The sequence below is a fragment of the Modestobacter caceresii genome (assembly GCF_000761485.1).
Lineage (GTDB): Bacteria > Actinomycetota > Actinomycetes > Mycobacteriales > Geodermatophilaceae > Modestobacter > Modestobacter caceresii.
In genome coordinates this window covers 70,130-94,656 of sequence record NZ_JPMX01000024.1, presented here as the reverse complement: position 1 = coordinate 94,656, position 24,527 = coordinate 70,130, and the positions used below count along the sequence as shown (strand labels likewise).

The following is a 24,527-nucleotide window of genomic DNA, read 5'->3' as shown; positions in this document are numbered from 1 at the left end:
CCCCAGGAACTGACAAATCACAGGGTTGCGATTTGTCAGCTCACGTGGCGGTCTCCGTGGGACGACGCATCCTGATGACGCAAGGGCGGAACCAGCCCGAAGTCTGCCAAGGCCCGGACGGCCTGCTCCTCCACGTCGTCCCACTCGACGACCGGGCGCGCCCCCTCGGCCACGCCCTGGGCCACGCCCTGGCCAGGCCCGCCCGCACTGTCGGCCGACGCCTCCCCCGGTGCGGCACCGGCGACCAGCACGCCCTCACCGGCCGGGACGCCGGCGGACACCCCTGGCCGGCGTCGCGTGAGCGGCACGACGGTCGGGGCGCTCCCCCGCCAGTCCGGCGGGGCGCCCAGCAGGACGGTCACGACGCAGTCGTCGCAGCCGTGACCGCGGACGGTGCAGGTGTCGCAGTCGATGAGCACGGCGGCTCTCCTTGTCTCCTGTGGTCCAGACACCACGGACCGTAGGAGCGACCACCGACAGTTCTGCTCAGCTCCCGGCCGGGGGTCCCGGACGACGCGTCGACGAGCCGGGCCCCGCGGCCCCGGCCGACGGCTCACGCGGCGTGGCCTCCCGGGGACTGTCGGACCCGCGACCTAGCGTCCGCGCCGTGCCGTCCGTACCTGCCCTGCCGTCAGCGCAGCCACCAGCACCCCCTCCGGCCCCCGCCCCCAGCACGGGCCCCGCCCCCTCCCGGTGGCGGCAGGTGGCGCTGCCGAGCGGCCACCGGGAGCAGGCCGGGCCACGCTTCCAACAGGCGACGATCGACGACCTGGGCACCCCCCTGGCCGCGGTCACCTTCGTGGTCGTCGACCTGGAGACCACCGGGGGCTCGCCCAAGGACAGCGCGATCACCGAGATCGGGGCGGTCAAGGTCCGCGGCGGTCAGGTGCTCGGCGAGTTCCAGACCCTGGTCGACCCCGGTCACGAGATCCCGCCCTACATCAGCGTGCTGACCGGGATCACCTCGATGATGGTGGCCGCGGCACCGCGGATCGACGCGGTGCTCCCGGCCTTCCTGGAGTTCGCCCGCGGCGCCGTCCTCGTGGCGCACAACGCCCCCTTCGACCTGGGGTTCCTGCGGGCGGCCTGCGAGGCGAGCGGGGTGCCCTGGCCGGTGTTCGCCTCGGTCGACACCGCCGTCCTGGCCCGCCGGCTGCTCAGCCGCGACGAGGTGCCCAACTGCAAGCTGGCCACCCTCGCGCCCTACTTCTCCACCTCCACCCAGCCCTGTCACCGCGCGCTGGACGACGCCCGCGCGACCGTCGACGTCCTGCACGGGCTCTTCGAGCTCCTCGGGCCGCTGGGCATCACCTCACTGGAGGAGCTGACCGGGCTGACCCGCCAGGTCGACCCGCAGCGTCGCCGCAAGCGCCACCTCGCCGAGCACGTCCCCTCCGGCCCCGGGGTGTACGTCTTCCGCGGCCCTCGCGACGAACCGCTCTACGTCGGCACGTCGGGCGATCTCCGCAGCCGGGTGCGCAGCTACTTCTCCGCCGGCGAGCAGCGCAGCCGGATGACCGAGATGATCACCCTCGCCGAGCGGATCGAGGCGCTGCCGTGCGCGCACGACCTCGAGGCCGCCGTCCGGGAGCTCCGGCTGATCGCCGAGCACAAGCCCCGGTACAACCGGCGGTCCCGGTTCCCCGAGCGCGCGCTGTGGGTCCGGCTGACCGACGAGCCGTTCCCCCGGCTGTCGGTGGTGCGCCGGGTGCGCCCAGGGGCCGGCGCGTTCCTCGGCCCCTTCCCCGACCGGCGCGCAGCCGACGCCGCCGTCGCCGCCGTGCACGAGTCCCTGCCGCTGCGGCAGTGCACCTCCCGCCTGTCGCTGACCGTGCTGGGCAGCGCCTGCGCCCTGGCCGGGATGGGCCGGTGCGGGGCGCCCTGCACCGGCGACCAGAGCCGCGAGGAGTACGCCTCGATCGCAACGGTGTTCCGGGCGGCTGTCGAGTCCGACCCCCGCGACCTGGTCGCACCGCTGCTGCACCGGGTCGAGCGGCTGGCCGAGGAGGGCCGGTACGAGGAGGCGGCCGTGCTGCGCGACCGGGTGGCCGTGCTGGTCCGGGCGGTCCGGCGCCGACAGCGCCTGGAGTCGCTGGCCACCGTGCCCGAACTGGTCCTCGCCCGGCCGGACGGCGCCGGGGGGTGGCAGCTGGCGGTGGTCCGTCGTGGCCGGCTGGTCGCGGCCGGCGTCGCCGAACGGGGGCGGTCCGTCCGTGGCCACCTGGCCGACCTGCGCACCACCGCCGAGACCCCGACCGGCCCGGAGGACGAGCTGGCCGCCTCCGTCGACGAGACGGAGCTGGTGCTGCGCTGGATGGAGAAGCCCGGCACCCGCCTGGTCGACCTGACCGGCACGCTGGCCAGCCGCACCCCAGGCACGGGCGACTACAGCGGCTTCCTCGCCCAGGTGGAGGCCGGCCGCGCCGAGCGCGACCCCTTCGCCGACACCCGGTCACTCAGCACCCGCAGCCAGCCGGACCGGGTCGCCCCGGGTGCCCCGCCAGCCGGTGGGCGCACCGCCGGACGGCGCGGCCGGGTCGCGACCGGGCTAGCATCCCGGACGTGATCACCGCCATCGTGATGATCGATGCCGCCACCGACTCGATCGGCGAGGTGGCCGAGGCGGTCGCCGCGCTGCCCGGGGTCAGCGAGGTCTACTCCGTCGCCGGCGACGTCGACCTGGTCGCGCTCGTCCGGGTGCACGAGTTCGACGAGATCGCCGAGGTCATCGCCGGTCGGATCAACAAGGTGCCCGGCGTCGTCGACACCGCCACGCACATCGCCTTCCGTGCCCACTCCCGGCACGACCTGGAGGCCGCGTTCTCGATCGGCTTCGAGTCGCCGGACCAGTAGATCGACCCGGACGTCACGTAGCCGGCTCAGCCCGCGCCTGCGGGGCCTGAGGGCGACCGGGTCCTCACCCGCGGGCGGCGCGGCTGACCCGTACCCAGTCGGCCAGCTTCGCGGCCGCCCTGCCGTCGTCGACGGCGGCCGCTGCGCGCTCCAGCCCGGCGCCCAGCGCGTCGTGCAGCCGGGCCCCGCGCGGGTCGAACGCGGCGAGGGCCCCGGCCGCGTTGAGCAGCACCGCGTCCCGGACCGGCCCCGGCTCACCGGCCACCAGCCGGCGCACCACCTCGGCGTTGACCTCGGGCCCGCCACCGCGCAGGGCCCCCGGCCCGGACACCGGGATGCCCAGCGCCGTGGGGTCGAGCCGCTCGGCCACCACCTCACCGTCGCGCACCACCCACACCGCCGAGGTGGTGCTGGTGGTGAGCTCGTCGAGACCGTCGTCCCCACGGAAGACCAGCGCGCGGGTGCCCCGGTCGGCGAGCACCTGGGCCAGCACCGGGGCCATCCGGGTGTCCGCGCAGCCGATCGCGGCCGCCACCGGGCGGGCCGGGTTGGTCAGCGGGCCCAGGAAGTTGAAGACCGTGCCGATCCCCAGCTCCCGTCGGGGAGCCGCCGCGTGCCGCATCCCGGGGTGGAAGACAGGGGCGAAGAAGAAGCCGATCCCCGCCTCCCGCACGCAGTGCGCCACCGCCGGGGCAGGCAGGTCGATGACCACCCCGAGCGCCTCGAGGACGTCGGCGGTGCCCGAGGCCGACGACGCCGCCCGGTTGCCGTGCTTGGCCACCGGGACGCCGGCCGCCGCGGTGACGATCGCGGCCATGGTGGAGATGTTCACCGTCTGCGCGCCATCGCCCCCGGTGCCGACGATGTCGACGCACTCCACCGGCAGCTGCACCGGGGTCGCCTGTTCCAGCATCGTCGCGGCGAGCCCGGCCACCTCCTCCGGGGACTCGCCCTTGGCGCGCAGGGCCACGACGAACCCGGCGACCTGGGCCGGGGTCGCCTCCCCGGTCATCACCTGGCGCATCGCCCAGCGGGTGTCCTCGGCCGCGAGGTGCTCACCCCTGGTGAGTCGGGTGAGCAGGCCGGGCCAGGTCGGGCTGGCTGACGTCATCGGGTCAGCGACGGACGGCCGGGCGCTGTGCTGCCCGGTCGCGGAGCAGCCCGGCGACGACCTCGGGCGCCGTCAGCGGGTCGACCGGGTAGGCCAACGTCGCGTCGGCCATCGACCAGTGGGCCAGCCAGCGGTCCGCCTGCCGGGCGATGAGCACCACCAGCTGCGGACAGTCGGCGATCTCGTGCTTCAACTGGCGGCTGATCCCCATGCCCCCGGTCGGCTGCGCCTCACCGTCCAGCACGCAGAGGTCGACACCACCCCGGTCGACGGCGGCCACCACCTCGTCAGCGGTCGCACACTCCAGGTACGTGACCGGCCCCACATCGGGCGCCGGAGCGTTGCCCAGGGCCGTCCGGACGGCGGTGCGGACCTCGGCCCGCTGGCTGAAGACCAGCACGGTGGCCGGTGCGGCGTCAGGGCTCACCCGCGCGAGCCTAGTGCCCCCGGGACGACGGGTGGGGAGGCGACGTGCCGGGCCCGTCACAGGTGGCCTGACCGAGCGCGCCACGCCCACGCACCCCGCGTCGTGGGGCGGCTGTCCCGATGCCATGATGAACCCGTGACAACGGCCCCCGTGGCGAGCAGCACCTTCGACACCTCGCGGGTGCACTCCCTGACCCGACCGAACATGGTCAGCGTCGGCACGATCGTCTGGCTCGCCAGTGAGCTGATGTTCTTCGCCGGCCTGTTCGCCATGTACTTCACCGCCCGCGCCCGCGCAGAGGACGGCTGGCCGCCGGAGCCGACCGAGCTCAACGTGCCGTATGCGTTGTTCTTCACACTGATCCTGGTCGCCTCGTCGGTGACCTGTCAGTTCGGCGTCTTCGCCGCGGAGATCGGCAACGTGTACGGCCTGCGGCGCTGGTTCACCATCACCTTCGTGATGGGCCTGGTCTTCGTGCTGGGCCAGATGTTCGAGTACCGCACCCTCGTGGTCGACCACGGCACGACCATCGCGTCGTCGGCCTACGGGTCGGTCTTCTACCTGACGACGGGCTTCCACGCTCTGCACGTGATCGGCGGCCTCGTCGCCTTCGTCTTCGTGCTCATACGGTCCACCATGGGCCGTTTCACGCCTGCCCAGGCGACGTCCGCGATCGTGGTGTCCTACTACTGGCACTTCGTCGACGTCGTGTGGGTGGGCCTCTTCATCACGATCTACCTGATCAAGTAGGGAAACCGGGTGTCCACCACGAAGGCCTCGTCCGAAGCCCCTCTCGAGGGCGGCCGTCGCGGGTTGCTGCGTCGCCGGCCGGTCGCTGGCACGCCGGCCGCCGCCGCCCGTGACCGGCGCCGCTCCAAGCAGCGCCGCCGCCTGGCCAACGTGGCCGGGCTGATGGCCGCCCTGGTCCTGACCGGGGTGGGCTACTCGGCCTTCGCCCCCGGGGCCATCGCCGCGGACGAACGGTCGGACAGCGAGTCCATCGCCGTCGAGGCCGGCCGCGAGCTCTACGTCCTGAGCTGCATCACCTGCCACGGTTCCAACCTGCAGGGCGTGGAGGACCGCGGCCCGTCGCTCATCGGGGTCGGCTCGGCCTCGGTCTACTTCCAGGTCTCCACCGGCCGCATGCCGCTGGTCCGCCAGGAGGCCCAGGCCCCCGAGCACCCGGTGATGTTCACGGAGGCGGAGATCGCGCAGCTGATGGCCTACGTGCAGGCCAACGGTGGCGGTCCGACCGTTCCCTCGGGCGACCTGCGCGACGGCGAGCTGGCCGAGGGCGGCGAGCTGTTCCGTCTGAACTGCGCCTCCTGCCACAACTTCGTCGGTGAGGGCGGCGCGCTCTCCTCCGGCAAGCGAGCGCCCTCGCTGGACGGCCTCACCGACGCGCAGATCTACGCGGCCATGCTGACCGGCCCGGAGAACATGCCGGTGTTCGGCGACAACCAGCTGACGCCCGAGGAGAAGCGCTCGGTCATCGACTACGTGCAGACGATCCAGGACCAGGCCGACCCCGGTGGCGTCCCGATCGGTCGCGCCGGGCCGGTCGCCGAGGGCCTGGTGCTCTGGGTCGCCGGCGTCGGCGCCCTGCTGTTCGGGATCTTCTGGATGGGGACGAAGGCGTGAGCACGACGGACGAGCACCCTGGTTCGAGCGGCAGCGACGTCGCCGGCCCCACCCACGGCGGGCCGGACGACGACCACACCCCGGCGCAGCTGGCGGCGATGGACCGCACGGAGCTGGACCGGCTCGGCGCCCGCTACGACGGCGTCGAGATCCTCCACGTCGAGCCCGGACCCCTGCCGGGCTCGGGGCTGGAGAAGCAGGCCACCCGCCAGGTGACCATGTGGTTCGCCCTCGCCGCGTTCTTCGCCGTCGCCTTCCTCGTCGTCTACGCCGGCTCCGGCTGGTTCCTCCCCGGCTGGGAGTGGGAGGTGGGCGCCGACGCCTGGAGCGCGCTGTTCACCCCGCTCCTCGGCCTGGCGATGGGCCTGTCGCTGCTGTGCATCGGCATCGGCCTGGTGCAGTACGTCAAGAAGCTCCTCCCGCACGAGACCGCGGTGCAGGACAAGCACGACGGCTCACACTTCGACCGGGTCACCACCGGTGCGACCCTGATGAGCGGCCTGGACAAGTCCGGGCTCCCCCGCCGCAAGCTGCTCCTGGGCACGCTCGGTGTGATGGGCGCCGCCTTCGGCGCCATGCTGATCGCTCCGCTGGGCGGTCTGATCAAGAACCCCAACACGGGCAACCCGCTCGGGACCACGTCGTGGGCCGAGGGGGTCCGGCTCCTCCGCGACGACGGCACCCCGATCCGTCCGGGTGACCAGCAGCCCGGTTCGCTCGAGACGGTCTTCCCGGCCGTCGAGGGTGGCAACCGGCAGGCCGACGCAGCCACCATGCTGATCCGTCTCCGGCCGGAGCAGCAGTTCAGCGAGGAGCCACGGGAGGGTCAGGCCGACTTCTCCTACGGCGACTACGTCGCCTACTCGAAGATCTGCACGCACGCCGGGTGCCCGGTGTCCCTGTACGAGCAGGAGACGGGCCGGATCCTCTGCCCCTGTCACCAGTCACAGTTCCAGGTGACCCAGGGCGCGAAGCCGGTCTTCGGGCCGGCGACCCGCCCACTCCCTCAGCTGCCCATCACGGTCGACGACGAAGGCTACTTCGTGGCACGAAGCGACTACATTGAGGCAGTCGGCCCCACCTACTGGAACCGGGAACGGATCTGATGGCCACCACCACGGCGGCGCCTGGTGCGCCGACGACCAAGATCGGCCAGGCGGCACTCGAGTTCGACGACCGGCTGATCGTCGCCGGCCCGCTGCGCCGCACCCTGAACAAGGTCTTCCCCGACCACTGGTCCTTCCTGCTCGGGGAGATCGCGCTCTACTGCTTCGTCATCCTGCTGCTCTCCGGCACCTACCTGACGTTCTTCTTCGACGCCACGATGCAAGAGGTCGTCTACGAGGGGAGCTACTCACCGCTGCGCGGCGTGGAGATGTCGGCGGCCTACGAGTCGACGCTCGGGATCTCCTTCGACGTCCGCGGCGGTCTGCTGATCCGGCAGATCCACCACTGGGCCGCGCTGTTGTTCGTGGCCGCGATCGTGGTCCACCTGCTCCGCATCTTCTTCACCGGTGCGTTCCGCCGCCCGCGCGAGACCAACTGGTTGATCGGCGTCGTGCTGCTGGTCCTGGCGCTGCTCATGGGCGTCACCGGCTACACGCTCCCGGACGACCTGCTCTCCGGGACCGGGTTGCGGATCATCAGCGCGATCATCCTGTCGATCCCGGTCATCGGGACGTGGGCGCACTGGGCGGTCTTCAACGGTGACTTCGTCGGCACGGAGATCATCGGGCGGTTCTACATCGTCCACGTGCTGATCCTCCCGGCGATCATCCTGGCGCTGATCGCGGCGCACCTGCTGATCCTGGTCAAGCAGAAGCACACGCAGTTCCCCGGTGCCGGTCGCACCGAGCACAACGTCGTCGGGAACCGGCTCTTCCCCGCGTTCGCCGGGAAGGCGACCGCACTCCTCTTCATCGTCTTCGGGCTGTGCGCCGCCCTGGGCGGTCTGGTGCAGATCAACCCGATCTGGCTCTGGGGTCCGTACAACCCGGCGCAGGTGTCGGCCGGTTCGCAGCCGGACTGGTACATCGGCTTCCTCGACGGTTCGACCCGGCTCTTCCCGGCCTGGGACCTCAACCTGCCCGGCGACTACACGATCCCGGCCCTGTTCTGGCCCACCGTCGTCGGGGCCGGCCTGATGTTCACCGTCCTTGCGCTCTACCCGATGATCGAGCGCAAGCTGACCGGGGACACGGCATCGCACCACCTGCTGCAGCGCCCTCGCGACGTCCCTGTCCGGACGTCGGCGGGCGCCATGGCTCTCACGTTCTACGTCGTGCTGTGGATCTCCGGTGGCAACGACGTCATCGCGGAGAAGTTCGACCTCAGCCTCAACGCGATGATCTGGTTCGGTCGGATCGGTTGCCTGGTGCTCCCGCCCTTCGCCTACTGGCTGACCTACCGGCTGTGCATCGGGCTCCAGCGGCACGACCGCGAGGTGCTCGAGCACGGCATCGAGACCGGGGTCATCCGGCGGCTGCCCAGCGGCGAGTTCATCGAGGTCCACCAGCCCCTCGGCCCGGTGGACGAGCACGGCCACGGTCAGCTCGCCTACGGTGGCGCCTCCGTGCCCAAGAAGATGAACCAGGTCGGCGGCGCACGCCGGGCGATCAAGGGCTTCTTCAAGCCGGTCGAGGAGCCGGCCGAGGTGCAGCGGCAGGCAGAGCTCGAGGCCCGCGGGCTGGAGTCGGAGCAGTCCGACCGCCAGTCCATCACCTCCGGACGCCCGTCCGAGGGGGGCCGTCCCTCCGAAGGCGGTCGGCCGCAGGCTCCGCGCGACTGACGCAGGACACCAACAACAGCAGGGCCCCGACGGACACCTCCGTCGGGGCCCTGCTGCATCTCCGCCGGGCTCGATCCGCCCAGCCGCTGCTCCTCCAGGCCCGGTCGTCCTCCGCATCGGCGTGCATCAAGTCCTACTCTCCAGCGGTGGACCTCCGGCCGGTGCGTGACGCGTACTCGACCATCTCAGGTCAGTACATCGACCTGTTCGACCGCGGCTGGCTGGAGCACGAGGACGACACCGCCCTCGTGCGACGGCACCTGACCGGGCTCCCCGGTCCAGTGCTCGACCTCGGCTGCGGGCCCGGTCACTGGACCGCCCTCCTGCACTCCGCTGGCGCCCAGGTGACGGGGGTCGACATGGTCCCCGAGTTCATCGCGCACGCTCAGGCGACTCATCCCGGCCCGGAGTTCCAGCTCGGCTCGATGACCGAGCTGGACGTCCCCGAGCACTCCGTGGCCGGCATCCTCTCCTGGTACTCGACCATCCACCTGCCGCCGCCAGAACTCGACCGTGTGCTCGCGGTGTTCCGCCGGCTCCTCGGCTCCTCCGGCGTTCTCGTCGTCGGCTTCTTCGACAGCCACGACGACGTGACGCGGTTCGACCACAAGGTCGTCACCGCCTACCGCTGGCCCGTCGACGCCTTCTCCCAGCACCTGACGAAGGTGGGCTTCACGGAGGTGGAGCGACTGCAGCGCCAGTCCCCGGAACGGCCCGATCGGAGCTACGCCGCCATCGCCGCACGAGCGTCCTGAGGCTCCGCCACCCCGACCAGCGACCGAACAGGGCGTCAGCCGCCACGTCCGCTGCTCCAGGCCCACATGCCGAGCGGGGCCCCTTCCCGACTGGGAAGGGGCCCCGCTGAGTCGTGCCGTGCAGGTGATGATCAGCTGTGTGCGTTCTGCCCCACGTAGTACTCGAAGAGCAGCCCACCGATGGTCACGATGAGCGCGACGGCACCGATGAGGACCAGCCACGGGTACCAGAAGGCCAGCGCGAGGCCCATGATGCCGGCCGAGAACGCCAGCCCGAACGGCCAGTAGCTGGCCGGGCTGAAGAAGCCCAGCTCGCCGGCACCGTCGGCGATCTCGGCGTCCTTGCGGTCCTCGGGGCGAGCGTCGATGCGCCGGCTCACGAACCAGAAGAAGCCACCGATCAGGGCGGTGAGCCCGCCGGACAGCGCGAGCGCCGTCGTCCCGATCGGCTCACGGGACCAGATGCCGTAGACGACTGCGGTCACGAGGCAGAACACCGTGATCAAGTTGAAGATGAGCGCTTCGACCTTCACGGCCGCTCCTCCAGGTGGTGCGAGGTGATGGAGTCAGTCATCCGAGGCCACCGCCTGCTGCTCGCGCTGGAGCAGGAACGGCTCCGTGGAGACCGCCTCGCCCGGCTCGCCGATGAGCACCAGCGCGTCGTAGCCCGACAGCCCGTCCTCGCGTGCCGCGAGGTAGTCCTCGTACGCATCAGGTGACACGGAGCGGAGCTCGAAGTTCATGAACGCGTGGTAGGTGCCGCACAGCTCGGCACAGCGGCCGACGTAGGCGCCTTCCTCGCGGACCGTGACCTCGAAGACGTTGTCCCGCCCGTTGTCGTTGCCCGGGAGGATGTCGAGCTTGAAGAGGAACTCCGGCACCCAGAAGGAGTGGATGACGTCCGCCGAGGCCAGCTCGAAGCGGATCGTCTGGTCTGTCGGGACCACCAGGATCGGGATCTCGGTGCTGGTGCCGACCGTCGACACGGCCTCACCGCCCGCGGTCTCCGTCTCGGGGTAGACGAACTGCCAGTTCCACTTGAAGGCGTTGACCTGCACCGTGACGTCGGGGTCGTCGCTGACGTCACGGACCTCGTTCTGGGTGTTCACGGTGAAGAAGAAGAGCACCGCGATGATCAGGAACGGGATGATCGTGTAGACGACCTCGAGCGGGAGGTTGTAGGCGGTCTGGCGAGGCAGCTCGTCCCCGCGCTTCCGGTACCGGATCGTCGCGTAGGCGATGAGCGCCCACACCGCGATGCCGACCACCAGGGCCGCGATCGTCGAACCGATCCACAGGTCGTGCATGCGCTCGGCCTGGTCGGTGATGCCCTCGGGCCATCCCCAACTGAGCCAACTGCCCGTGACGTCGCACCCGCTGAGCGTCAGCGCTCCCAGGAGACCGAGCCCGGCGACCTTCGCCAGCTTGCTGCGTCGAGCCACTGCCCGCTGCCTCCTCATCCCCCGCGTGGCGGCGCCACGCGGTCTCACCGGCGGGTGCTCCTCGGTTGCCCGACAGGCTCTGCCCACCCCGACCACAGTCTCGCCGAGACTAGCCGACCCCGCCCGTCGTCCCGGGGGCGGGAGCACCGCCCCGGCGGGTCGCCCCGGGCCCGCTGGTCGGACACGGCCGGCGTCGTCCACCGGCGGGACGGCGAGCCCGCTGCCGGCCGGCAGCGCAGGCGCTGACGTGCTCGGGGCCACGCCGTGGGCGACGGCCCACGGGCGGCCCGCCGGTTACAGTCGCGGGCGTGTACCGACGCCTGCTCAGCCCCGGGTGGCTCTTCATGCACCTGGTGGTCGTGGCGCTCTTCGTGATGACGTTCTTCCTCGGCTACTGGCAGTTGACCAAGGCCGAGGCCGGTGGCGGCGCCGTCAACTGGAGCTATGCGCTGCAGTGGCCGCTCTACGGGTTCATGGGTCTGGGCTTTTACCTGAAGATGGCCAAGGACGAGCTGGCCCGGGATCCCGCGGACGACGAGCCGGGCGCCTCCCTGGTGCTGTACCAGCGGCCGCGGATCGACACGACCGGCGACCCGGAGCTGGCTGCCTACAACGCCTACCTCGCCGAGCTCAACGAGAAGGCGCTCAGGCCGCGGAGCGACAGTGACCGCTGACCGCACCGCGACGTCGTCGCGGCTGCCGCGCGGTCTCGCCCGCCGGGTCGGGCAGGACGTGCCGGCCGCGCTGATCCGCTACCGGGTGATGGCCTGGGTCGTCGGCGTCCTGCTGATCGCCCTGGTCCTGGTCGCCGTGCCGTTGAAGTACACCGCCGGTGTCGAGGGCCCGGTCGAGGTCATCGGCACCGCGCACGGCTGGCTCTACGCGATCTTCTTCGTGACCGCCTGCGACCTGGCCCTCCGCGCCCGGTGGACGGTCAAGGGCTCGGTGCTCGTGCTCCTGGCGGGCACCGTCCCGATCCTGTCCTTCGTCGCCGAGCGGATCGCCACCCGCAAGACCCGCGCCGGCGAGCGCGTCTGACCACGGGGCCTCCCGCCCCGCCCTCCCCCACCTCCTGGAGACCTCCCGCATGTGCGGCCTGCTGGCCTACCTGTCCACCGACGCCGAGCGGGTCGACGAGCAGACCGTCTCCGGGGTGCAACACGCGCTGCGCTGCCTGCGGCACCGGGGTCCCGACGACCGGGAGGTCTGGTCGGACGGGCACGCGGTGCTCGGCTTCAACCGGCTGGCGTTCATCGACATCGAGGGCAGCCCCCAGCCGATGCCCTACGCCCAGGGCCGGTACCGGATCGTCTTCAACGGCGAGATCTACAACTACCTGGAGCTGCGCGAGGAGCTGAGGGCGGCCGGCGCCACGTTCGCCACCGAGGGCGACACCGAGGCGATCGTCGCGGGCTACCACCTGTGGGGCGAGGCGATCGTCCCGCGACTGCGCGGCATGTTCGCGTTCGTCATCTGGGACACCCGGACCGGGACGGCGTTCGGCGCCCGGGACGCCTTCGGCATCAAGCCGCTGTTCACCGCTCGACTGGCCGACGGTGGCCTGGTCTTCAGCTCGGAGAAGAAGGCCCTGCTGGAGCTGCTGGGCGGGACCCCGGGCGCCGGCGGCGTCGACCCGGCGTCGCTGCAGCACTACCTGACCCTGCAGTACGTCCCCGAGCCCGCCACCCTCCATCGGGGGATCCGGCGGATCGAGAGCGGGACGAGCTTCACCGTCGTGGACGGCGAACTACACACGAAGCGGTGGTTCCACCCGTCGTTCCGGTCGCAGCCGGTCGCCCCGGGAGGCGAGCAGGCACTGTTCGACCGGATCGCCGAGGTGCTCGACGACTCGGTGGCCAAGCACATGCGGGCCGACGTCACGGTCGGCTCGTTCCTCTCCAGCGGCATCGACTCCACCGCCGTCGCGGCCCTGGCCCACAAGTACAACCCGGACCTGGTCACCTTCACCGTCGGCTTCCAGCGGGAGGCCACGTCGGAGGTCGACATCGCGGCCGAGTCCGCGGCGATCCTCGGGGTGAAGCACGTCCCCGTGGAGATCACCGCGCAGGAGTTCGCCGACGTCATCCCCACGGTGGTCTGGTACCTGGACGACCCGGTCGCCGACCCGGCGCTCGTGCCGCTGTACTTCGTGGCCCGCGAGGCCCGCAAGCACGTCAAGGTGGTGCTCTCCGGCGAGGGCGCCGACGAGCTGTTCGGTGGCTACACGATCTACCGCGAGCCGCTGAGCCTGGCCTGGGCCACGAAGCTGCCGGAGGTCGGGCGGCAGGCGCTCGGCCGGCTGTCGAGGCTGGTGCCTGAGGGCGTCCGCGGGCAGAGCCTGCTGGAGCGCGCGTCGCAGCCACTGGCGGAGCGGTACTACGGGAACGCCCGGAACCTGAACGCCACCGAGCTCGCCCAGCTGCTCCCCGGCCGCGACCCCGACCTCTCCCACGTCACCGTCACCGAGGCCCTCTACCAGCAGACCCGCGAGGCCGGCTACGACGACGTGACGGCGATGCAGTACGTCGACCTCTTCACCTGGCTGCGCGGGGACATCCTGGTCAAGGCCGACAAGATGACGATGGCCAACTCCCTCGAGCTGCGGGTCCCGTTCCTGGACCCCGAGGTCTTCGCCCTGGCCAGCACCCTGCCGCTGGAGATGCGGGTGCCCCGCCGCGGGGACGCGACCAAGTACGCCCTGCGGCAGGCGATGCGGCAGATCGTCCCGCCGAAGATCATGAACCGCCGCAAGCTGGGCTTCCCGGTGCCGACGGCGGAGTTCCTGGCCGGCCCGTTGCACGGGTGGGCCCGGGACATCGTGACCGCCAGCCAGACCGACGAGCGGCTCGACCGCGACCACGTGCTGGGTCTGCTCGACCGGCTGCGCGAGGCAGAGGTGCCCAGCAAGCGGATCGCCCGGCAGGTCTGGGAGGTGCTGGTCTTCATGATCTGGCACGGGATCTTCGTCGAGGAGCGGATCACCCCGGAGATCCCCGAGCCGGCCTACCCCGTCCGGATGTGACCGTCCGCCGGAGGGTCGCCGCGGCCGGCGGCCTGCTGACCGCCCCGCTGCTGACCGGGCTGCTGATCACCGCCTGCTCCGGCACGGACGGCGAGGTGCCGGGCGATCCGGTCCGCACGTCCACGACACCCACGTCCACGACACCCACGTCCACGAGACCCACGTCCACGACCCCCTCGCCGCGGACCCCACCGCCGATCGCCCCCCGCCCGGACCCGTCCGCCGACGCACCCGGACCCGGGGCGGCGCCCCCCGCACCGACGACCCTGCCGACGCCGGCACCGGACCCCGGCGCAGTGGTCCCGAGGATGCCGTCCGCCTCGGCCGGCGTCCCGATGCCGATCCCCTCGCAGCCGGCCGACTGAGGCCGCTCCTCCCACCCGGGACGCACCGAGGCCCGGCCCCCTCGCGGGGTGCCGGGCCTCGGTGCATTCGGGCTAGCGGGCGATCAGTGGAACGAGTCGCCGCAGGCGCAGGAGCCGCCCGCGTTCGGGTTGTCGATGGTGAAGCCCTGCTTCTCGATGGTGTCGACGAAGTCGATCGTCGCGCCGCTGAGGTACGGGATGCTCATCCGGTCGACGATCACCTCGACGCCACCGAACTCGAAGGTCTGGTCGCCGTCGAGGAAGCGCTCGTCGAAGAACAGCTGGTAGCGGAGACCCGAGCAACCACCCGGCTGCACCGCGATCCGCAGCCGCAGGTCGTCGCGACCCTCCTGCTCCAGCAGCGTCTTCACCTTGAGGGCGGCGGGGTCGCTGAGGATGACGCCGGTGGCGCCGGGGGCCTGCGTGTCCTGCACGGTCATGTCGTGGTCCTCCCACACTCGAGGGTGTCCTGCTCGGCCCGCCACGGAGGGCGGGCTCTCAGAACGGCCAACACCGCCGTGGCGGAGCTGCTTCCCACTGTACGGCGCGAATGCCGCACGGGGCGGTGCCCGCACCGCTCGCCCGGGGCACACCGCTGTCGTGGCGCCCCTGATGAGAGGCGGTGTCCACGTAGACTCGCCGCCGTGAAGCTCCGCCTGCCCGGCCGCCGTCCCACCTCCGACACGGCGTCGGACGCCGTCACCACCGTCACCCCGCACGGGTCGACGGCGGTCGGCACGACGGGCAAGGGCCGCCCCACCCCGCGCCGCAACGAGGCGCAGGGACGGCGCAGTGGGCCGGTGCCGCCGCCGCCCACCACCCGCAAGGAGGCCTACAAGCGGATGCGCGAGCAGCAGGTCGCGGGCCGTGGCAACACCCGTCTCGCCGTGGCCCGCGGCGACGACAGCGCACTGCCCGCCCGTGACCGCGGCCCGGTGCGCCGACTGGTCCGCGACGTCGTCGACGCCCGCCGCAACGCCGGCAGCTTCTTCCTGGCGGTCGCCGCGCTGGTGCTGGTCGGCTACTTCATCCCAATCCCGGCCGTGCAGAGCTACACCGTGTTCGTGTGGTTCGCCTTCTTCCTGGTGATCATCGGCGACTCGTTCCTCCTCGGCCGCAAGATCAAGGCGAAGGTCACCGAGCGCTTCCCGGACACCGACCAGAAGATGCGCAGCCTGGTCTGGTACGGCGTCAGCCGGGCCACGATGATCCGCCGCTGGCGCTTCCCCAAGCCGCAGGTGCCGCTGGGCGCCGAGGTCTGAAGAGGGACCCTCCCGCAGGACGGGCCGACGCTGGTGAGCCCCGCTAAGTAGTCTCCGCAGTCGTGCAGACACGACGCCTCGGCCGCTCCGGCCTGACCATCTCCGAGATCGCCTACGGCAACTGGCTGACCCACGGCAGCCAGGTCGAGGAGGACGCCGCCCACGCCTGCGTGCGGGCCGCCCTCGACGTCGGGATCACCACCTTCGACACCGCCGACGTCTACGCCGGCACGAAGGCCGAGTCGGTCCTGGGCCGGGCGCTGGCCGGCCAGCGCCGGGAGGGCCTGGAGATCTTCACGAAGGTCTACTGGCCCACCGGCCGGGGGGCCAACGACCGCGGCCTGTCCCGCAAGCACATCACCGAGAGCTGCAACGCGTCACTGCAGCGGCTGCAGACCGACTACGTCGACCTGTACCAGGCACACCGGTACGACTCCTCGGTGCCGCTGGAGGAGACGATGACCGCCTTCGCCGACCTGGTGCGGCAGGGCAAGGTGCTCTACCTCGGCGTCTCCGAGTGGCGCGCCGAGGAGATCGCCGCCGCCGCCGAGCTGGCTCGCGAGCTCAAGGTCCAGCTGATCAGCAACCAGCCGCAGTACTCGATGCTGTGGCGGGTCATCGAGGCCGAGGTGGTGCCCACCAGCGAGCAGGAGGGCCTCTCCCAGATCGTCTGGTCCCCGCTGGCGCAGGGCGTGCTCACCGGCAAGTACCTGCCCGGCCAGCAGCCGCCGGCCGACAGCCGCGGCGGGCACGCCACGGTGGGCGGGTCGATGAAGGGCTACCTGACCGACGACGTGCTCACCCGCGTCCAGGAGCTCCGGCCCATCGCCGACGAGCTGGGCCTGTCGATGGCGCAGCTGGCGATCGCCTGGGTGCTGCAGAACCGGAACGTGGCGGCCGCCATCATCGGCGCCAGCCGGCCCGAGCAGGTGCACGACAACGTGCAGGCCGCCGGTGTCCAGCTGCCGGCCGAGGTCCTGACCCGCATCGACCAGGTGCTGGGCGACGTCGTGGAGCGCGACCCCGCCAAGACCTCGCGCGGCTGAGCAGGGCACAGCCCTCCACCCCCCGCTCGCAGGCCGGCGGCGGGCCCCTCTCCCAGAGGCCCGCCGCCGGCCCACGAGCCGTGGGACAGGGCGGGCCGCCTCAGTTCGCCGCCAGGCCCATCGGGCCGTACACCCGCTCGCCGTCCTCCTGCAGCGTCACCGTGGCGACGCCGCGTTCCAGCAGGTCACGCCAGGACTCCCCCAGCCAGGACTCGGCGTCGCCCTGGTTGTCGCACTCGGGCACCTCCACCCCGAGCGTGGCAGGGTCGATCGGCGCACCCGAGGGGTCTTCCAGCTGCCAGGTCCAGCTCATGGCGGCAGGCTAGCGATCTCCTGCCCCCGGAGCAGCCCGGACCGAGCCGGCCGTACCGGCGCGTGCGGTGGCGATCTTGGTTTACGCGGTAAGCACAGGGGCATGGTGAGGGCATCACCCACGCCCGACCACGCGGAGTACAGATGAGCCAGCCCACCACGGGCGCCGGTGCCAGCCGGGTGGAGACGCCCCCGCCCGCCCCCGAGAACGCCTCCACCGGTCAGCTGATCGGGCAGCTCTCCGAGCAGTTGACCCGGCTGGTCCGGGACGAGATGCGCCTGGCCCAGGCCGAGGTCAGCACCAAGGCCAAGAAGTTCGGGCTGGGAGCCGGCCTCTTCGGCAGCGCCGGGCTGTTCGGCTTCCTCGGTCTCCAGGTGCTCGTCGCGGCCGCCGTCCTCGCCCTCGCCCTGGTCCTCCCCGGCTGGCTGGCCGCCGTCATCGTCGCCGTCGTGCTCTTCGTGGTCGCCGCCGTGCTCGCCCTGATCGGCAAGAAGGACGTCCAGCAGGCCGCCCCGCCGGTGCCGACCGAGGCCATCGCGAGCGTCAAGACCGACGTCGCGACCGTGAAGGAGAGTGCGTCCCGATGACCGGAGCCGACGACACCCGAGCGGACGGCGCTGCGGGGCCCAACGACCCCGACGCGATCCGCGCCGACATCGAGCAGACCCGGGAACAGCTCGGCCGCACGGTCGACGAGCTCAGCCACCGGCTCGACGTCCCGGCCCGGGCCCACGAGCGCGTCGACCAGGCCAAGAGCTCGGCACTGGAGAGCGCCAACCGGACGAAGGACACCGCGGTCGAGACGTACCGGGAGAACCCGCCGGCCGTCATCGGTGGCGGCGTGGCCGCCCTCACCGCGGTCATCGGGCTGCTCTCCTGGCGCCGCAAGCGCCGGCGGACCGCGGAGGAGCGGGCGGCGGCCAAGCAGGCCGCCCGCCGTCAGGCAGCGGCCCGGAAGGCGGCCCAGCAGCGGGCGAAGCGCGCCGGCAAGGAGCGCGTGGCGGCACGGAAGAAGGCGGCCGAGCGCGCCGAGGTCCGCCGAAAGGCCGCGACGGCTCGCCGGAAGGCCGCAGTCAAGAGCCTCACCGCGCACAAGCGCACCGCCACCGAGCAGCTGTCCGCGAAGCAGCGGGCCGCGTCGAGGCAGCTGTCGGCCACGCAGCGGGCCGCCACTGCCCGGGTGCGGGCCGGCGAGCGCGTCGCGGTGCAGCAGGTCACCGCGACCCAGCGGGCCGCCGCCCGGCGCCTGCCGCGCCGTCGCTCCGGCTGGCGCCGCACGCTGGCCCAGCTGAGCCGCTGAGCTCACGCCGGTGAACCCGGCCTGAGCTGCACGGTCCGCCTCCCGGCCGGCCCCCGCGTGGGGCCGGCCGGGAACCGGTGGACGCCGCCGTTCCACCGATCCACCTGCAGACCCGAGACAAGGGGACGAGACCGATGGTCGACAACGGGCGGCCGGGCAGCGCCGTGGAGAACATCCGCGTGCGGGTCCAGGAGAAGGCCGAGCGGCGGGCCGCGATGAGGGCTGCAGAAGCCCGCGCTGCGGGACGCGACGACGGGGCCAGCGGGGCATCCTCCACGGCCGTCGTCCGCGGCGAGCAGCGGGAAGCCGCCCGCCCGGCTCCGGAGGTGCCCGAGGCCGAGGAGATGCCGGGCATCCACGCCGACCGGCCCACGGACATCCCACCGCGCGGCTGGCTGCAGGTCCTCAAGAGGTCCTGGGCGGAGAACAACGCCGACAACATGCCGATCATCGCCGGTGGGGTGGCCTTCTTCGCCTTCCTCTCGATCTTCCCGGCGCTGATCGCGACCATCTCGATCTACGGCCTGGTCGCCTCCCCCGAGCAGGTCACCCAGCAGATCGAGTCGCTGTCCGACCAGCTCCCGGAGAGCGCCCAGGAGATCCTCACCGAGCAGCTGACCGACATCACCAGCAACGCCGGCGGGGCGCTCACCTTCGGGTTGATCGCCTCGGTGCTCGGTGCGCTGTGGACGGCGTCCGGCGGTGTGAACAACATGGTGAAGGCGGTGAACATCGCCTACGACGAGGTCGAGACCCGCAACTTCCTCAAGCTGCGCGCGCTCTCCCTGGTGCTCACCCTGGGCGCGATCGTCTTCATCCTCATCACCTTCGCCCTCATCGCCGTGGTCCCGGTGGTGCTGGACGCGCTCCCGCTGGGCGGTGTCGGCACGGTCCTGGCCCAGGTCCTGCGCTGGGTGCTCCTGCTGGCCGTGGTGGTCGGTTCCCTGGCGGTGCTCTACCGCGTCGCCCCGGACCGGGATGCGCCGAAGATCCGCTGGGTGAGCCTCGGCTCCCTGGTGGTCACCGTCATCTGGGCGGTCGTCAGCGTCGCCTTCAGCTTCTACGTGAACAACTTCGGTTCCTACAACGAGACGTACGGCGCGATCGCCGGCGTCATCGTGTTGATGCTGTGGCTGTACCTGACCTGCTACCTGGTGCTGCTGGGCGCGGAGATCAACGCCGAGACCGAGCACCAGACCGCGCAGGACACCACCCAGGGCGATCCCGAGCCGATGGGGAAGCGGGACGCCGTGGTCGCCGACGAGGTGCCCGACCCCCCGGTGCCCAGCAAGTAGTCACCACGAGCGGCGCCCCGGCCCTCAGCGGACGTGCGACTCCACGAACGGGGGACGCCGGACGACGACCGTCTGGGGCCGTCCCCGGACGTCGACGGCGACCTCGGTCCCCTCGGCGACACCGGCGGACCTGTCCAGCAGGGCCAGGGCGATCCCGGTCCGCAGGGTCGGGGAGAACGTGCCGCTGGTGACCTCGCCGACCCGCGAGCCGTCGGCACCGAGCACGAGCATGCCGGGGCGCGGGATCCCACGACCCGGCGCCTGCAGACCCCACAGCTGACGCGGCGCGCCGGCCGCCTTCTCCGCGGCCAGCGCCTCGCGCCCCCAGAACGCGTCCTTGCCCCAGCCCACGGCCCACCCCGACCGCGCCTGGTTGGGGGTGATGTCCCGCGACAGCTCGTGGCCGTGCAGTGGGTACCCCATCTCCGTGCGCAGGGTGTCCCGGGCGCCCAGGCCGCACGGCCGGATCTGCTCGGGCTCGCCGGCAGCCAGCAGCGCGTCCCACAGCGTCCCGGCACGCTCGGCGGCGACCAGCAGCTCGTAGCCGTGCTCGCCGGTGTAGCCGGTCCGGCAGACGGTGACCTCGTCCCCGCCGGAGCCGGATGTCTCGGCGAAGGACATGTAGGGCAGCTCGCCGGGCAGGCCGACGGCCGCCAGCACCTCCGGTGAGCGCGGTCCCTGCAGCGCCAGGACGGCGACCTCGGTGTGCCGGTCGGTGACGGTGACCCCCGCCGGCGCCTCGGCCGAGAGCCGGGCCAGCACGTCGGCCGCGTTGGCCGCGTTGGGCACGAGCAGGACGTCGTCCGGGCCGTGCAGGTAGACGATCAGGTCGTCGACCACGCCCCCCGCCTGCGGCTCACCGTCGGGGACGCAGCACAGCGTGTACTGGGCCTGGCCGGGCCCGATCTTGCCCAGGTCGTTCGTCAGGCAGGAGTTCACGAAGTCGGCGGCCCCCGGACCACGCACCGTCGCGGTGCCCAGGTGCGAGACGTCGAAGAGCCCGACGCCCTCCCGGACCGCGGTGTGCTCGGCCAGCACGCCACCACCGGCGTACTCGATCGGCATGGACCAGCCACCGAAGTCGGCGAACTTCGCACCGGCGGCGACGTGACGATCGTGCAGGGGGGAGGTCAGCGGGCTCACCGCCAGCACGCTAGTGGTCGGCGGCCTGCCGGTCGTACGCCGTCCTCACCACCTCCTTACGATCGACGGGTGCCGCCTACCATCTCCGCCACCGACCGCCCGCTCGAGAAGCTGACCGCCGACGCCCTCGTCGTCGGGGTCGGCCAGGGACCGGCAGGCCTGCTGTCCACGCCCGGGGCCGACGCGGTCGACCGGCTCCTCGGCGGTCGGCTCCTGGCCGCGCTGGCCGATCTCGGCGCCCGCGGGGCCGAGGACGAGGTCACCAAGCTGCCCACCTTCGGCCAGGGTCCGTTCCCGGTCGTCGCCGTGGCCGGGCTGGGCGCCCCGCAGGCCGACGGCTCGTACTCGGCGGAGGCGGTCCGCCGGGCCGCCGGTGCCGCCAGCCGCGCGCTGACCGGCCGCAGCTCCCTGGTCAGCCTGCTCGCCGCCGTGGGTGGCGCACCGGACACCGACCGGCTGCACGCCGTCGGCGAGGGGTCGCTGCTCGGCGCGTACGAGTTCACCGCCTACAAGTCCGACCTCCCGGCCGACCGTCCCGCCCCGCCGTCCTCGGTGGAACTCGTCGTCCCCGACGCCGGCGCCGCGAAGGCACCGCTGGCCCGCGTGCGCGCGGTCGCCGCCGCCGTCGCCCTGGTCCGTGACCTGGTCAACAGCCCGCCCAACGACCTGTACCCGGCGGAGCTCGCCGCCCGGGGTGCCGCCGCGGGCAAGAAGGCCGGGCTGTCGGTCGAGGTGCTCGACGAGAAGGCCCTGGCGGCCGGCGGGTACGGGGGCATCCTCGCCGTCGGCGGCGGCTCGAGCCGCGGTCCGCGACTGCTGCGCCTGGAGTACAAGGGCAAGAGGGCCAAGACCAGCGTCGCGCTGGTCGGCAAGGGCATCACCTTCGACAGCGGCGGCATCTCGATCAAGCCCGCGGCGAAGATGGAGGACATGAAGAGCGACATGGCCGGCGCCGCGGCCGTGATCGCCACCGTCTGCCTCGTCGCCGAGCTCGGCCTCCCGGTCGACGTGACCGCCACCGTGCCGATCGCCGAGAACATGCCCAGCGGCACCGCCTACCGTCCGGCCGACGTGGTCACCTTCCGCAACGGCAAGAAGGCGGAGATCACCAACACCGACGCCGAGGGCCGGGTCGTGCTGGCCGACGCCATCTGCCGCGCCGTCGAGGACTCCCCCACCCACCTGCTGGAGACGTCGACGCTGACCGGCGCGCAGCTGGTCGCGCTGGGCACCCGCACCTCCGGCGTGATGGGCAGTGACGACCTGCGGGACGCCGTCGTCGCGGCCAGCCGGCGCAGCGGGGAGCCGATGTGGGCGATGCCGCTGCCGCCGGAGCTGCGACGCGGGCTGGACTCCCCGATCGCGGACCTGGTGAACGCCAACGCCGACCGGATGGGCGGGATGCTCGTGGGTGGGCACTTCCTGTCCGAGTTCGTGCCCGCCGGCCTGCCCTGGGCGCACATCGACGTCGCCGGTCCGGCCTACAACACCGGGGCGCCCTGGGGCTACACGCCCAAGGGCGGCACCGGTGTCCCGGTCCGCACCCTGCTCGCCACGATCGAGGGCCTCATCGCCGCACAGTGAGCTGCCGGCCCCCTGCCCCCCGACCCGGGGGCGGGGGCTACAGCTCGTCGTCCGCCCGCTGGCGCGCGGACCAGTCACGCATCCGTTGCGGGTAGCCGGTGATCTGCGCGTCGTAGACCGGGACGGCGAGGTCGCGGGACAGCTTGCGGGCGGTGTCCGGGCCGTCGATCCGTCGCCGCGTCCACTCCCCGTCGGCGGCGACCAGCAGGATCGTCGTCTCGGTCACCGCGGTACGGGGCTCGACGTACCCCTCGACGCCGCGCCGGGTGGCGACGAACTGCTCCAGGTGGCTGAGGTCCGCCGACCCCGACGGGCGGTCGAGCGTGCCGCGCCGGCCCCGACCGTCCCCTGCGGCGCCCCTCGCCCTGCGGCTCCGCAGCCGGTCGATCAGCCCCATCGCACTGCCCCCGTCCTCGCCTGCCGCGGACTGCACCGCGACGCTCTTGCAAGGAGCAACGGAGCATCCGAACGCGCCGTTCCCGGGAGTGGCAGGATGGGCACGCGCAGGATCGCCGTGCCCGGAGCAGCTCCGGGCCACCCAGCACTGAGGAGCAGCCGTGAGCGCACCGACCACCCCCGCTGACCTGGTCATCCTCGGTGGTGGCTCGGGTGGCTACGCCGCCGCACTGCGGGCCGCCGAACTCGGCATGTCCGTCGTCCTGATCGAGCGGGACAAGGTGGGCGGCACCTGCCTGCACCGCGGCTGCATCCCCACCAAGGCCCTGCTGCACACCGCCGAGGTCGCCGACAACGCCCGCGAGGGCGAGCAGTTCGGCGTCAAGTCGACCCTCTCGGGCATCGACATGGACGGGGTGAACGCCTACAAGGACGGCGTCATCTCCAAGAACCACAAGGGCCTGCAGGGCCTGATCAAGAGCCGCGGCATCAAGTACGTGAGCGGCGAGGGCCGGCTGGTCTCCCCCACCGCCGTCCAGGTCGGCGACGAGACCTTCGAGGGCAAGCACGTGCTGCTGGCCACCGGGTCCTACGCCCGCTCCCTGCCCGGCATCGAGATCGACGGCACCAAGGTGATCACCAGCGACCACGCGCTGAAGCTCGACCGGGTGCCGACGTCGGCGATCATCCTCGGCGGCGGCGTCATCGGCTGCGAGTTCGCCAGCGCCTGGAAGTCCTTCGGCGTCGACGTGACCATCGTCGAGGGCCTGCCCCACCTCGTGCCGCTGGAGGACGAGTCGTCCTCCAAGCTGCTGGAGCGCGCCTTCCGCCGCCGCAAGATCGACTTCTCCCTGGGCAGCCGGGTGGCCAAGGTGCAGACCACCGCCGACGGCGTGAAGGTCTCCCTGGAGAACGGCAAGGACTACGAGGCCGAGCTCGTGCTCGTCGCGGTGGGCCGTGGCCCGGTCAGCGAGGGCCTGGGTTACGAGGAGGCCGGCGTCGCCATGGACCGTGGCTACGTCCTGGTCGACGAGTACTGCCAGACCAACGTGCCGACCATCTCCGCCGTCGGTGACCTGATCCCGACCCTGCAGCTCGCGCACGTGGGCTTCGGCGAGGGGATCCTGGTGGCCGAGCGCCTCGCCGGCCTGCCGGTCGTGCCGATCGACTACGCGGGTGTCCCGCGGGTCACCTACTCCGAGCCCGAGGTCGCCTCCGTCGGCCTGACCGAGGCCCAGGCCAAGGAGAAGCACGGCGAGGTCGAGGTCGCCACCTACGACCTGGCCGGCAACGGCCGGGCCGCGATCCTGAAGACGGCGGGCGCGGTCAAGCTGATCCGCGTCGCCGGCAACGGGCCGGTCGTCGGCGTGCACATGGTCGGCAGCCGGGTCGGCGACATGATCGCCGAGGCCCAGCTGGTCTACAACTGGGAGGCCCTGCCGGAGGAGGTCGCCCAGCTGATCCACCCGCACCCGACGCTGAGCGAGGCCCTCGGCGAGGCGGCGCTGGTCCTGGCCGGCAAGCCGCTGCACGCGCACAACTGACACCACCTGCTCAGCACGACCGCTGGACCCGCACGACCCGCTCAGCACCACCCCACGACCTGAGGAGACCTGCCTTCGATGCCGACGTCCGTCACCATGCCCGCCCTGGGCGAGAGCGTCACCGAGGGCACGGTCACCCGCTGGCTGAAGCAGGAGGGTGACCAGGTCGAGGTCGACGAGCCCCTCCTGGAGGTCTCCACCGACAAGGTGGACACCGAGATCCCCTCCCCCGCGGCGGGC

Annotated in this window: 27 protein-coding genes; 18 read left to right on the top strand and 9 right to left on the bottom strand. The window is 72.3% G+C overall.

Going from position 1 to position 24,527, the window contains the following annotated elements:
• Positions 1 to 35 precede the first annotated feature (35 nt).
• A complete protein-coding gene (locus tag IN07_RS07800) occupies positions 36 to 419 on the bottom strand; it encodes a hypothetical protein (RefSeq protein WP_036334865.1) in 384 nt (127 codons plus the stop codon).
• Positions 420 to 703: 284 nt separating this feature from the next.
• Here IN07_RS07800 and IN07_RS07795 point away from each other — a divergent pair, with 284 nt between their 5' ends.
• Positions 704 to 2,566 (top strand): DEDD exonuclease domain-containing protein, encoded by a 1,863-nt coding sequence (locus tag IN07_RS07795; protein WP_081975264.1) that lies wholly within the window; start codon positions 704 to 706, stop codon positions 2,564 to 2,566.
• On the top strand, positions 2,563 to 2,853 hold the full coding sequence (locus IN07_RS07790) for an Lrp/AsnC family transcriptional regulator (RefSeq protein WP_036334864.1): 291 nt from the start codon (positions 2,563 to 2,565) through the stop codon (positions 2,851 to 2,853). The genes IN07_RS07795 and IN07_RS07790 overlap by 4 nt, the downstream gene beginning before the upstream one ends.
• A 64-nt stretch (positions 2,854 to 2,917) precedes the next feature.
• Here IN07_RS07790 and trpD read toward each other — a convergent pair whose 3' ends face one another.
• Complete coding sequence (gene trpD, locus IN07_RS07785) at positions 2,918 to 3,964, bottom strand: anthranilate phosphoribosyltransferase (protein ID WP_036334862.1); 1,047 nt, start codon at positions 3,962 to 3,964, stop codon at positions 2,918 to 2,920.
• Between the two features lie 4 nt (positions 3,965 to 3,968).
• On the bottom strand, positions 3,969 to 4,391 hold the full coding sequence (locus tag IN07_RS07780; RefSeq protein ID WP_036334860.1) for a hypothetical protein: 423 nt from the start codon (positions 4,389 to 4,391) through the stop codon (positions 3,969 to 3,971).
• Positions 4,392 to 4,526: 135 nt separating this feature from the next.
• On the opposite strand from IN07_RS07780, the gene ctaE reads away from it, so the two are divergent.
• The 5 genes from ctaE (at position 4,527) to IN07_RS07755 (ending at position 9,575) form a co-directional block, all read left to right on the top strand.
• Positions 4,527 to 5,141 (top strand): aa3-type cytochrome oxidase subunit III, encoded by a 615-nt coding sequence (gene ctaE, locus IN07_RS07775; protein WP_036334859.1) that lies wholly within the window; start codon positions 4,527 to 4,529, stop codon positions 5,139 to 5,141.
• Positions 5,142 to 5,150: 9 nt separating this feature from the next.
• On the top strand, positions 5,151 to 6,032 hold the full coding sequence (gene qcrC, locus IN07_RS07770) for a cytochrome bc1 complex diheme cytochrome c subunit (RefSeq protein ID WP_052091017.1): 882 nt from the start codon (positions 5,151 to 5,153) through the stop codon (positions 6,030 to 6,032).
• A complete protein-coding gene (gene qcrA / locus IN07_RS07765; protein ID WP_036334857.1) occupies positions 6,029 to 7,138 on the top strand; it encodes a cytochrome bc1 complex Rieske iron-sulfur subunit in 1,110 nt (369 codons plus the stop codon). Before qcrC ends, qcrA begins: the two co-directional genes overlap by 4 nt.
• Positions 7,138 to 8,820 (top strand): cytochrome bc1 complex cytochrome b subunit, encoded by a 1,683-nt coding sequence (gene qcrB / locus IN07_RS07760; protein ID WP_081975263.1) that lies wholly within the window; start codon positions 7,138 to 7,140, stop codon positions 8,818 to 8,820. The genes qcrA and qcrB overlap by 1 nt, the downstream gene beginning before the upstream one ends.
• 146 nt (positions 8,821 to 8,966) lie before the next feature.
• Positions 8,967 to 9,575: a class I SAM-dependent methyltransferase gene (locus IN07_RS07755; RefSeq protein ID WP_052091016.1), complete on the top strand. Its 609-nt coding sequence runs from the start codon at positions 8,967 to 8,969 to the stop codon at positions 9,573 to 9,575.
• Positions 9,576 to 9,706: 131 nt separating this feature from the next.
• Here IN07_RS07755 and IN07_RS07750 read toward each other — a convergent pair whose 3' ends face one another.
• Both IN07_RS07750 and ctaC read right to left on the bottom strand, forming a co-directional pair.
• Positions 9,707 to 10,108, bottom strand: a complete 402-nt coding sequence (locus IN07_RS07750) for a cytochrome c oxidase subunit 4 (protein WP_036334856.1) — start codon at positions 10,106 to 10,108, stop codon at positions 9,707 to 9,709.
• Positions 10,109 to 10,141: 33 nt separating this feature from the next.
• Complete coding sequence (gene ctaC, locus IN07_RS07745; protein ID WP_197058389.1) at positions 10,142 to 11,017, bottom strand: aa3-type cytochrome oxidase subunit II; 876 nt, start codon at positions 11,015 to 11,017, stop codon at positions 10,142 to 10,144.
• 308 nt (positions 11,018 to 11,325) lie between these two features.
• On the opposite strand from ctaC, the gene IN07_RS07740 reads away from it, so the two are divergent.
• From IN07_RS07740 to asnB, 3 genes are read left to right on the top strand one after another with little or no spacing between them, the layout of a single operon-like run.
• Positions 11,326 to 11,691 (top strand): metalloprotease, encoded by a 366-nt coding sequence (locus IN07_RS07740; RefSeq protein ID WP_036334854.1) that lies wholly within the window; start codon positions 11,326 to 11,328, stop codon positions 11,689 to 11,691.
• Positions 11,681 to 12,055: a DUF3817 domain-containing protein gene (locus tag IN07_RS07735; RefSeq protein ID WP_231558047.1), complete on the top strand. Its 375-nt coding sequence runs from the start codon at positions 11,681 to 11,683 to the stop codon at positions 12,053 to 12,055. Before IN07_RS07740 ends, IN07_RS07735 begins: the two co-directional genes overlap by 11 nt.
• A gap of 49 nt (positions 12,056 to 12,104) precedes the next feature.
• Complete coding sequence (gene asnB, locus IN07_RS07730) at positions 12,105 to 14,039, top strand: asparagine synthase (glutamine-hydrolyzing) (RefSeq protein WP_036334853.1); 1,935 nt, start codon at positions 12,105 to 12,107, stop codon at positions 14,037 to 14,039.
• A gap of 448 nt (positions 14,040 to 14,487) precedes the next feature.
• Here asnB and IN07_RS07720 read toward each other — a convergent pair whose 3' ends face one another.
• Positions 14,488 to 14,844, bottom strand: coding sequence for a HesB/IscA family protein (locus IN07_RS07720; protein WP_036334939.1), 357 nt, complete (start codon positions 14,842 to 14,844; stop codon positions 14,488 to 14,490).
• Positions 14,845 to 15,048: 204 nt separating this feature from the next.
• Here IN07_RS07720 and IN07_RS07715 point away from each other — a divergent pair, with 204 nt between their 5' ends.
• A complete protein-coding gene (locus IN07_RS07715; protein ID WP_036334851.1) occupies positions 15,049 to 15,666 on the top strand; it encodes a DUF3043 domain-containing protein in 618 nt (205 codons plus the stop codon).
• Positions 15,667 to 15,728: 62 nt separating this feature from the next.
• Positions 15,729 to 16,712: an aldo/keto reductase family protein gene (locus IN07_RS07710; RefSeq protein ID WP_036334848.1), complete on the top strand. Its 984-nt coding sequence runs from the start codon at positions 15,729 to 15,731 to the stop codon at positions 16,710 to 16,712.
• Between the two features lie 100 nt (positions 16,713 to 16,812).
• Here IN07_RS07710 and IN07_RS07705 read toward each other — a convergent pair whose 3' ends face one another.
• Complete coding sequence (locus IN07_RS07705) at positions 16,813 to 17,025, bottom strand: hypothetical protein (RefSeq protein WP_036334846.1); 213 nt, start codon at positions 17,023 to 17,025, stop codon at positions 16,813 to 16,815.
• Positions 17,026 to 17,168: 143 nt separating this feature from the next.
• Here IN07_RS07705 and IN07_RS07700 point away from each other — a divergent pair, with 143 nt between their 5' ends.
• From IN07_RS07700 to IN07_RS07690, 3 genes are all read left to right on the top strand, one after another.
• Positions 17,169 to 17,612 (top strand): phage holin family protein, encoded by a 444-nt coding sequence (locus IN07_RS07700; RefSeq protein ID WP_052091014.1) that lies wholly within the window; start codon positions 17,169 to 17,171, stop codon positions 17,610 to 17,612.
• Positions 17,609 to 18,325: a DUF3618 domain-containing protein gene (locus tag IN07_RS24370; RefSeq protein ID WP_064972382.1), complete on the top strand. Its 717-nt coding sequence runs from the start codon at positions 17,609 to 17,611 to the stop codon at positions 18,323 to 18,325. Before IN07_RS07700 ends, IN07_RS24370 begins: the two co-directional genes overlap by 4 nt.
• Positions 18,326 to 18,459: 134 nt before the next feature.
• Complete coding sequence (locus IN07_RS07690) at positions 18,460 to 19,620, top strand: YihY/virulence factor BrkB family protein (protein WP_036334844.1); 1,161 nt, start codon at positions 18,460 to 18,462, stop codon at positions 19,618 to 19,620.
• Between the two features lie 24 nt (positions 19,621 to 19,644).
• Here the strand turns inward: IN07_RS07690 and gcvT are convergent, their stop codons facing one another.
• Positions 19,645 to 20,763 carry a glycine cleavage system aminomethyltransferase GcvT gene (gene gcvT, locus IN07_RS07685; RefSeq protein WP_036334934.1) on the bottom strand — a complete coding sequence of 373 codons (1,119 nt, stop codon included), beginning with the start codon at positions 20,761 to 20,763 and terminating at the stop codon, positions 19,645 to 19,647.
• A 69-nt stretch (positions 20,764 to 20,832) separates the two neighbouring features.
• Between gcvT and IN07_RS07680 the strand changes: the two genes are divergently transcribed.
• The gene (locus tag IN07_RS07680) at positions 20,833 to 22,347 is read left to right on the top strand and encodes a leucyl aminopeptidase (RefSeq protein ID WP_036334842.1); all 1,515 of its coding nucleotides are present in this window, start codon (positions 20,833 to 20,835) and stop codon (positions 22,345 to 22,347) included.
• Between the two features lie 37 nt (positions 22,348 to 22,384).
• On the opposite strand, the gene IN07_RS07675 is transcribed toward IN07_RS07680, so the two are convergent.
• On the bottom strand, positions 22,385 to 22,780 hold the full coding sequence (locus IN07_RS07675) for an oxidoreductase (RefSeq protein WP_231558046.1): 396 nt from the start codon (positions 22,778 to 22,780) through the stop codon (positions 22,385 to 22,387).
• 124 nt (positions 22,781 to 22,904) lie between these two features.
• On the opposite strand from IN07_RS07675, the gene lpdA reads away from it, so the two are divergent.
• Together lpdA and IN07_RS26255 are read left to right on the top strand one after the other, a co-directional pair.
• The gene (lpdA, locus tag IN07_RS07670; RefSeq protein WP_036334837.1) at positions 22,905 to 24,287 is read left to right on the top strand and encodes a dihydrolipoyl dehydrogenase; all 1,383 of its coding nucleotides are present in this window, start codon (positions 22,905 to 22,907) and stop codon (positions 24,285 to 24,287) included.
• A gap of 78 nt (positions 24,288 to 24,365) precedes the next feature.
• A partial coding sequence (locus tag IN07_RS26255; RefSeq protein WP_331437125.1) for a biotin/lipoyl-containing protein occupies positions 24,366 to 24,527 on the top strand: 162 nt, incomplete at its 3' end.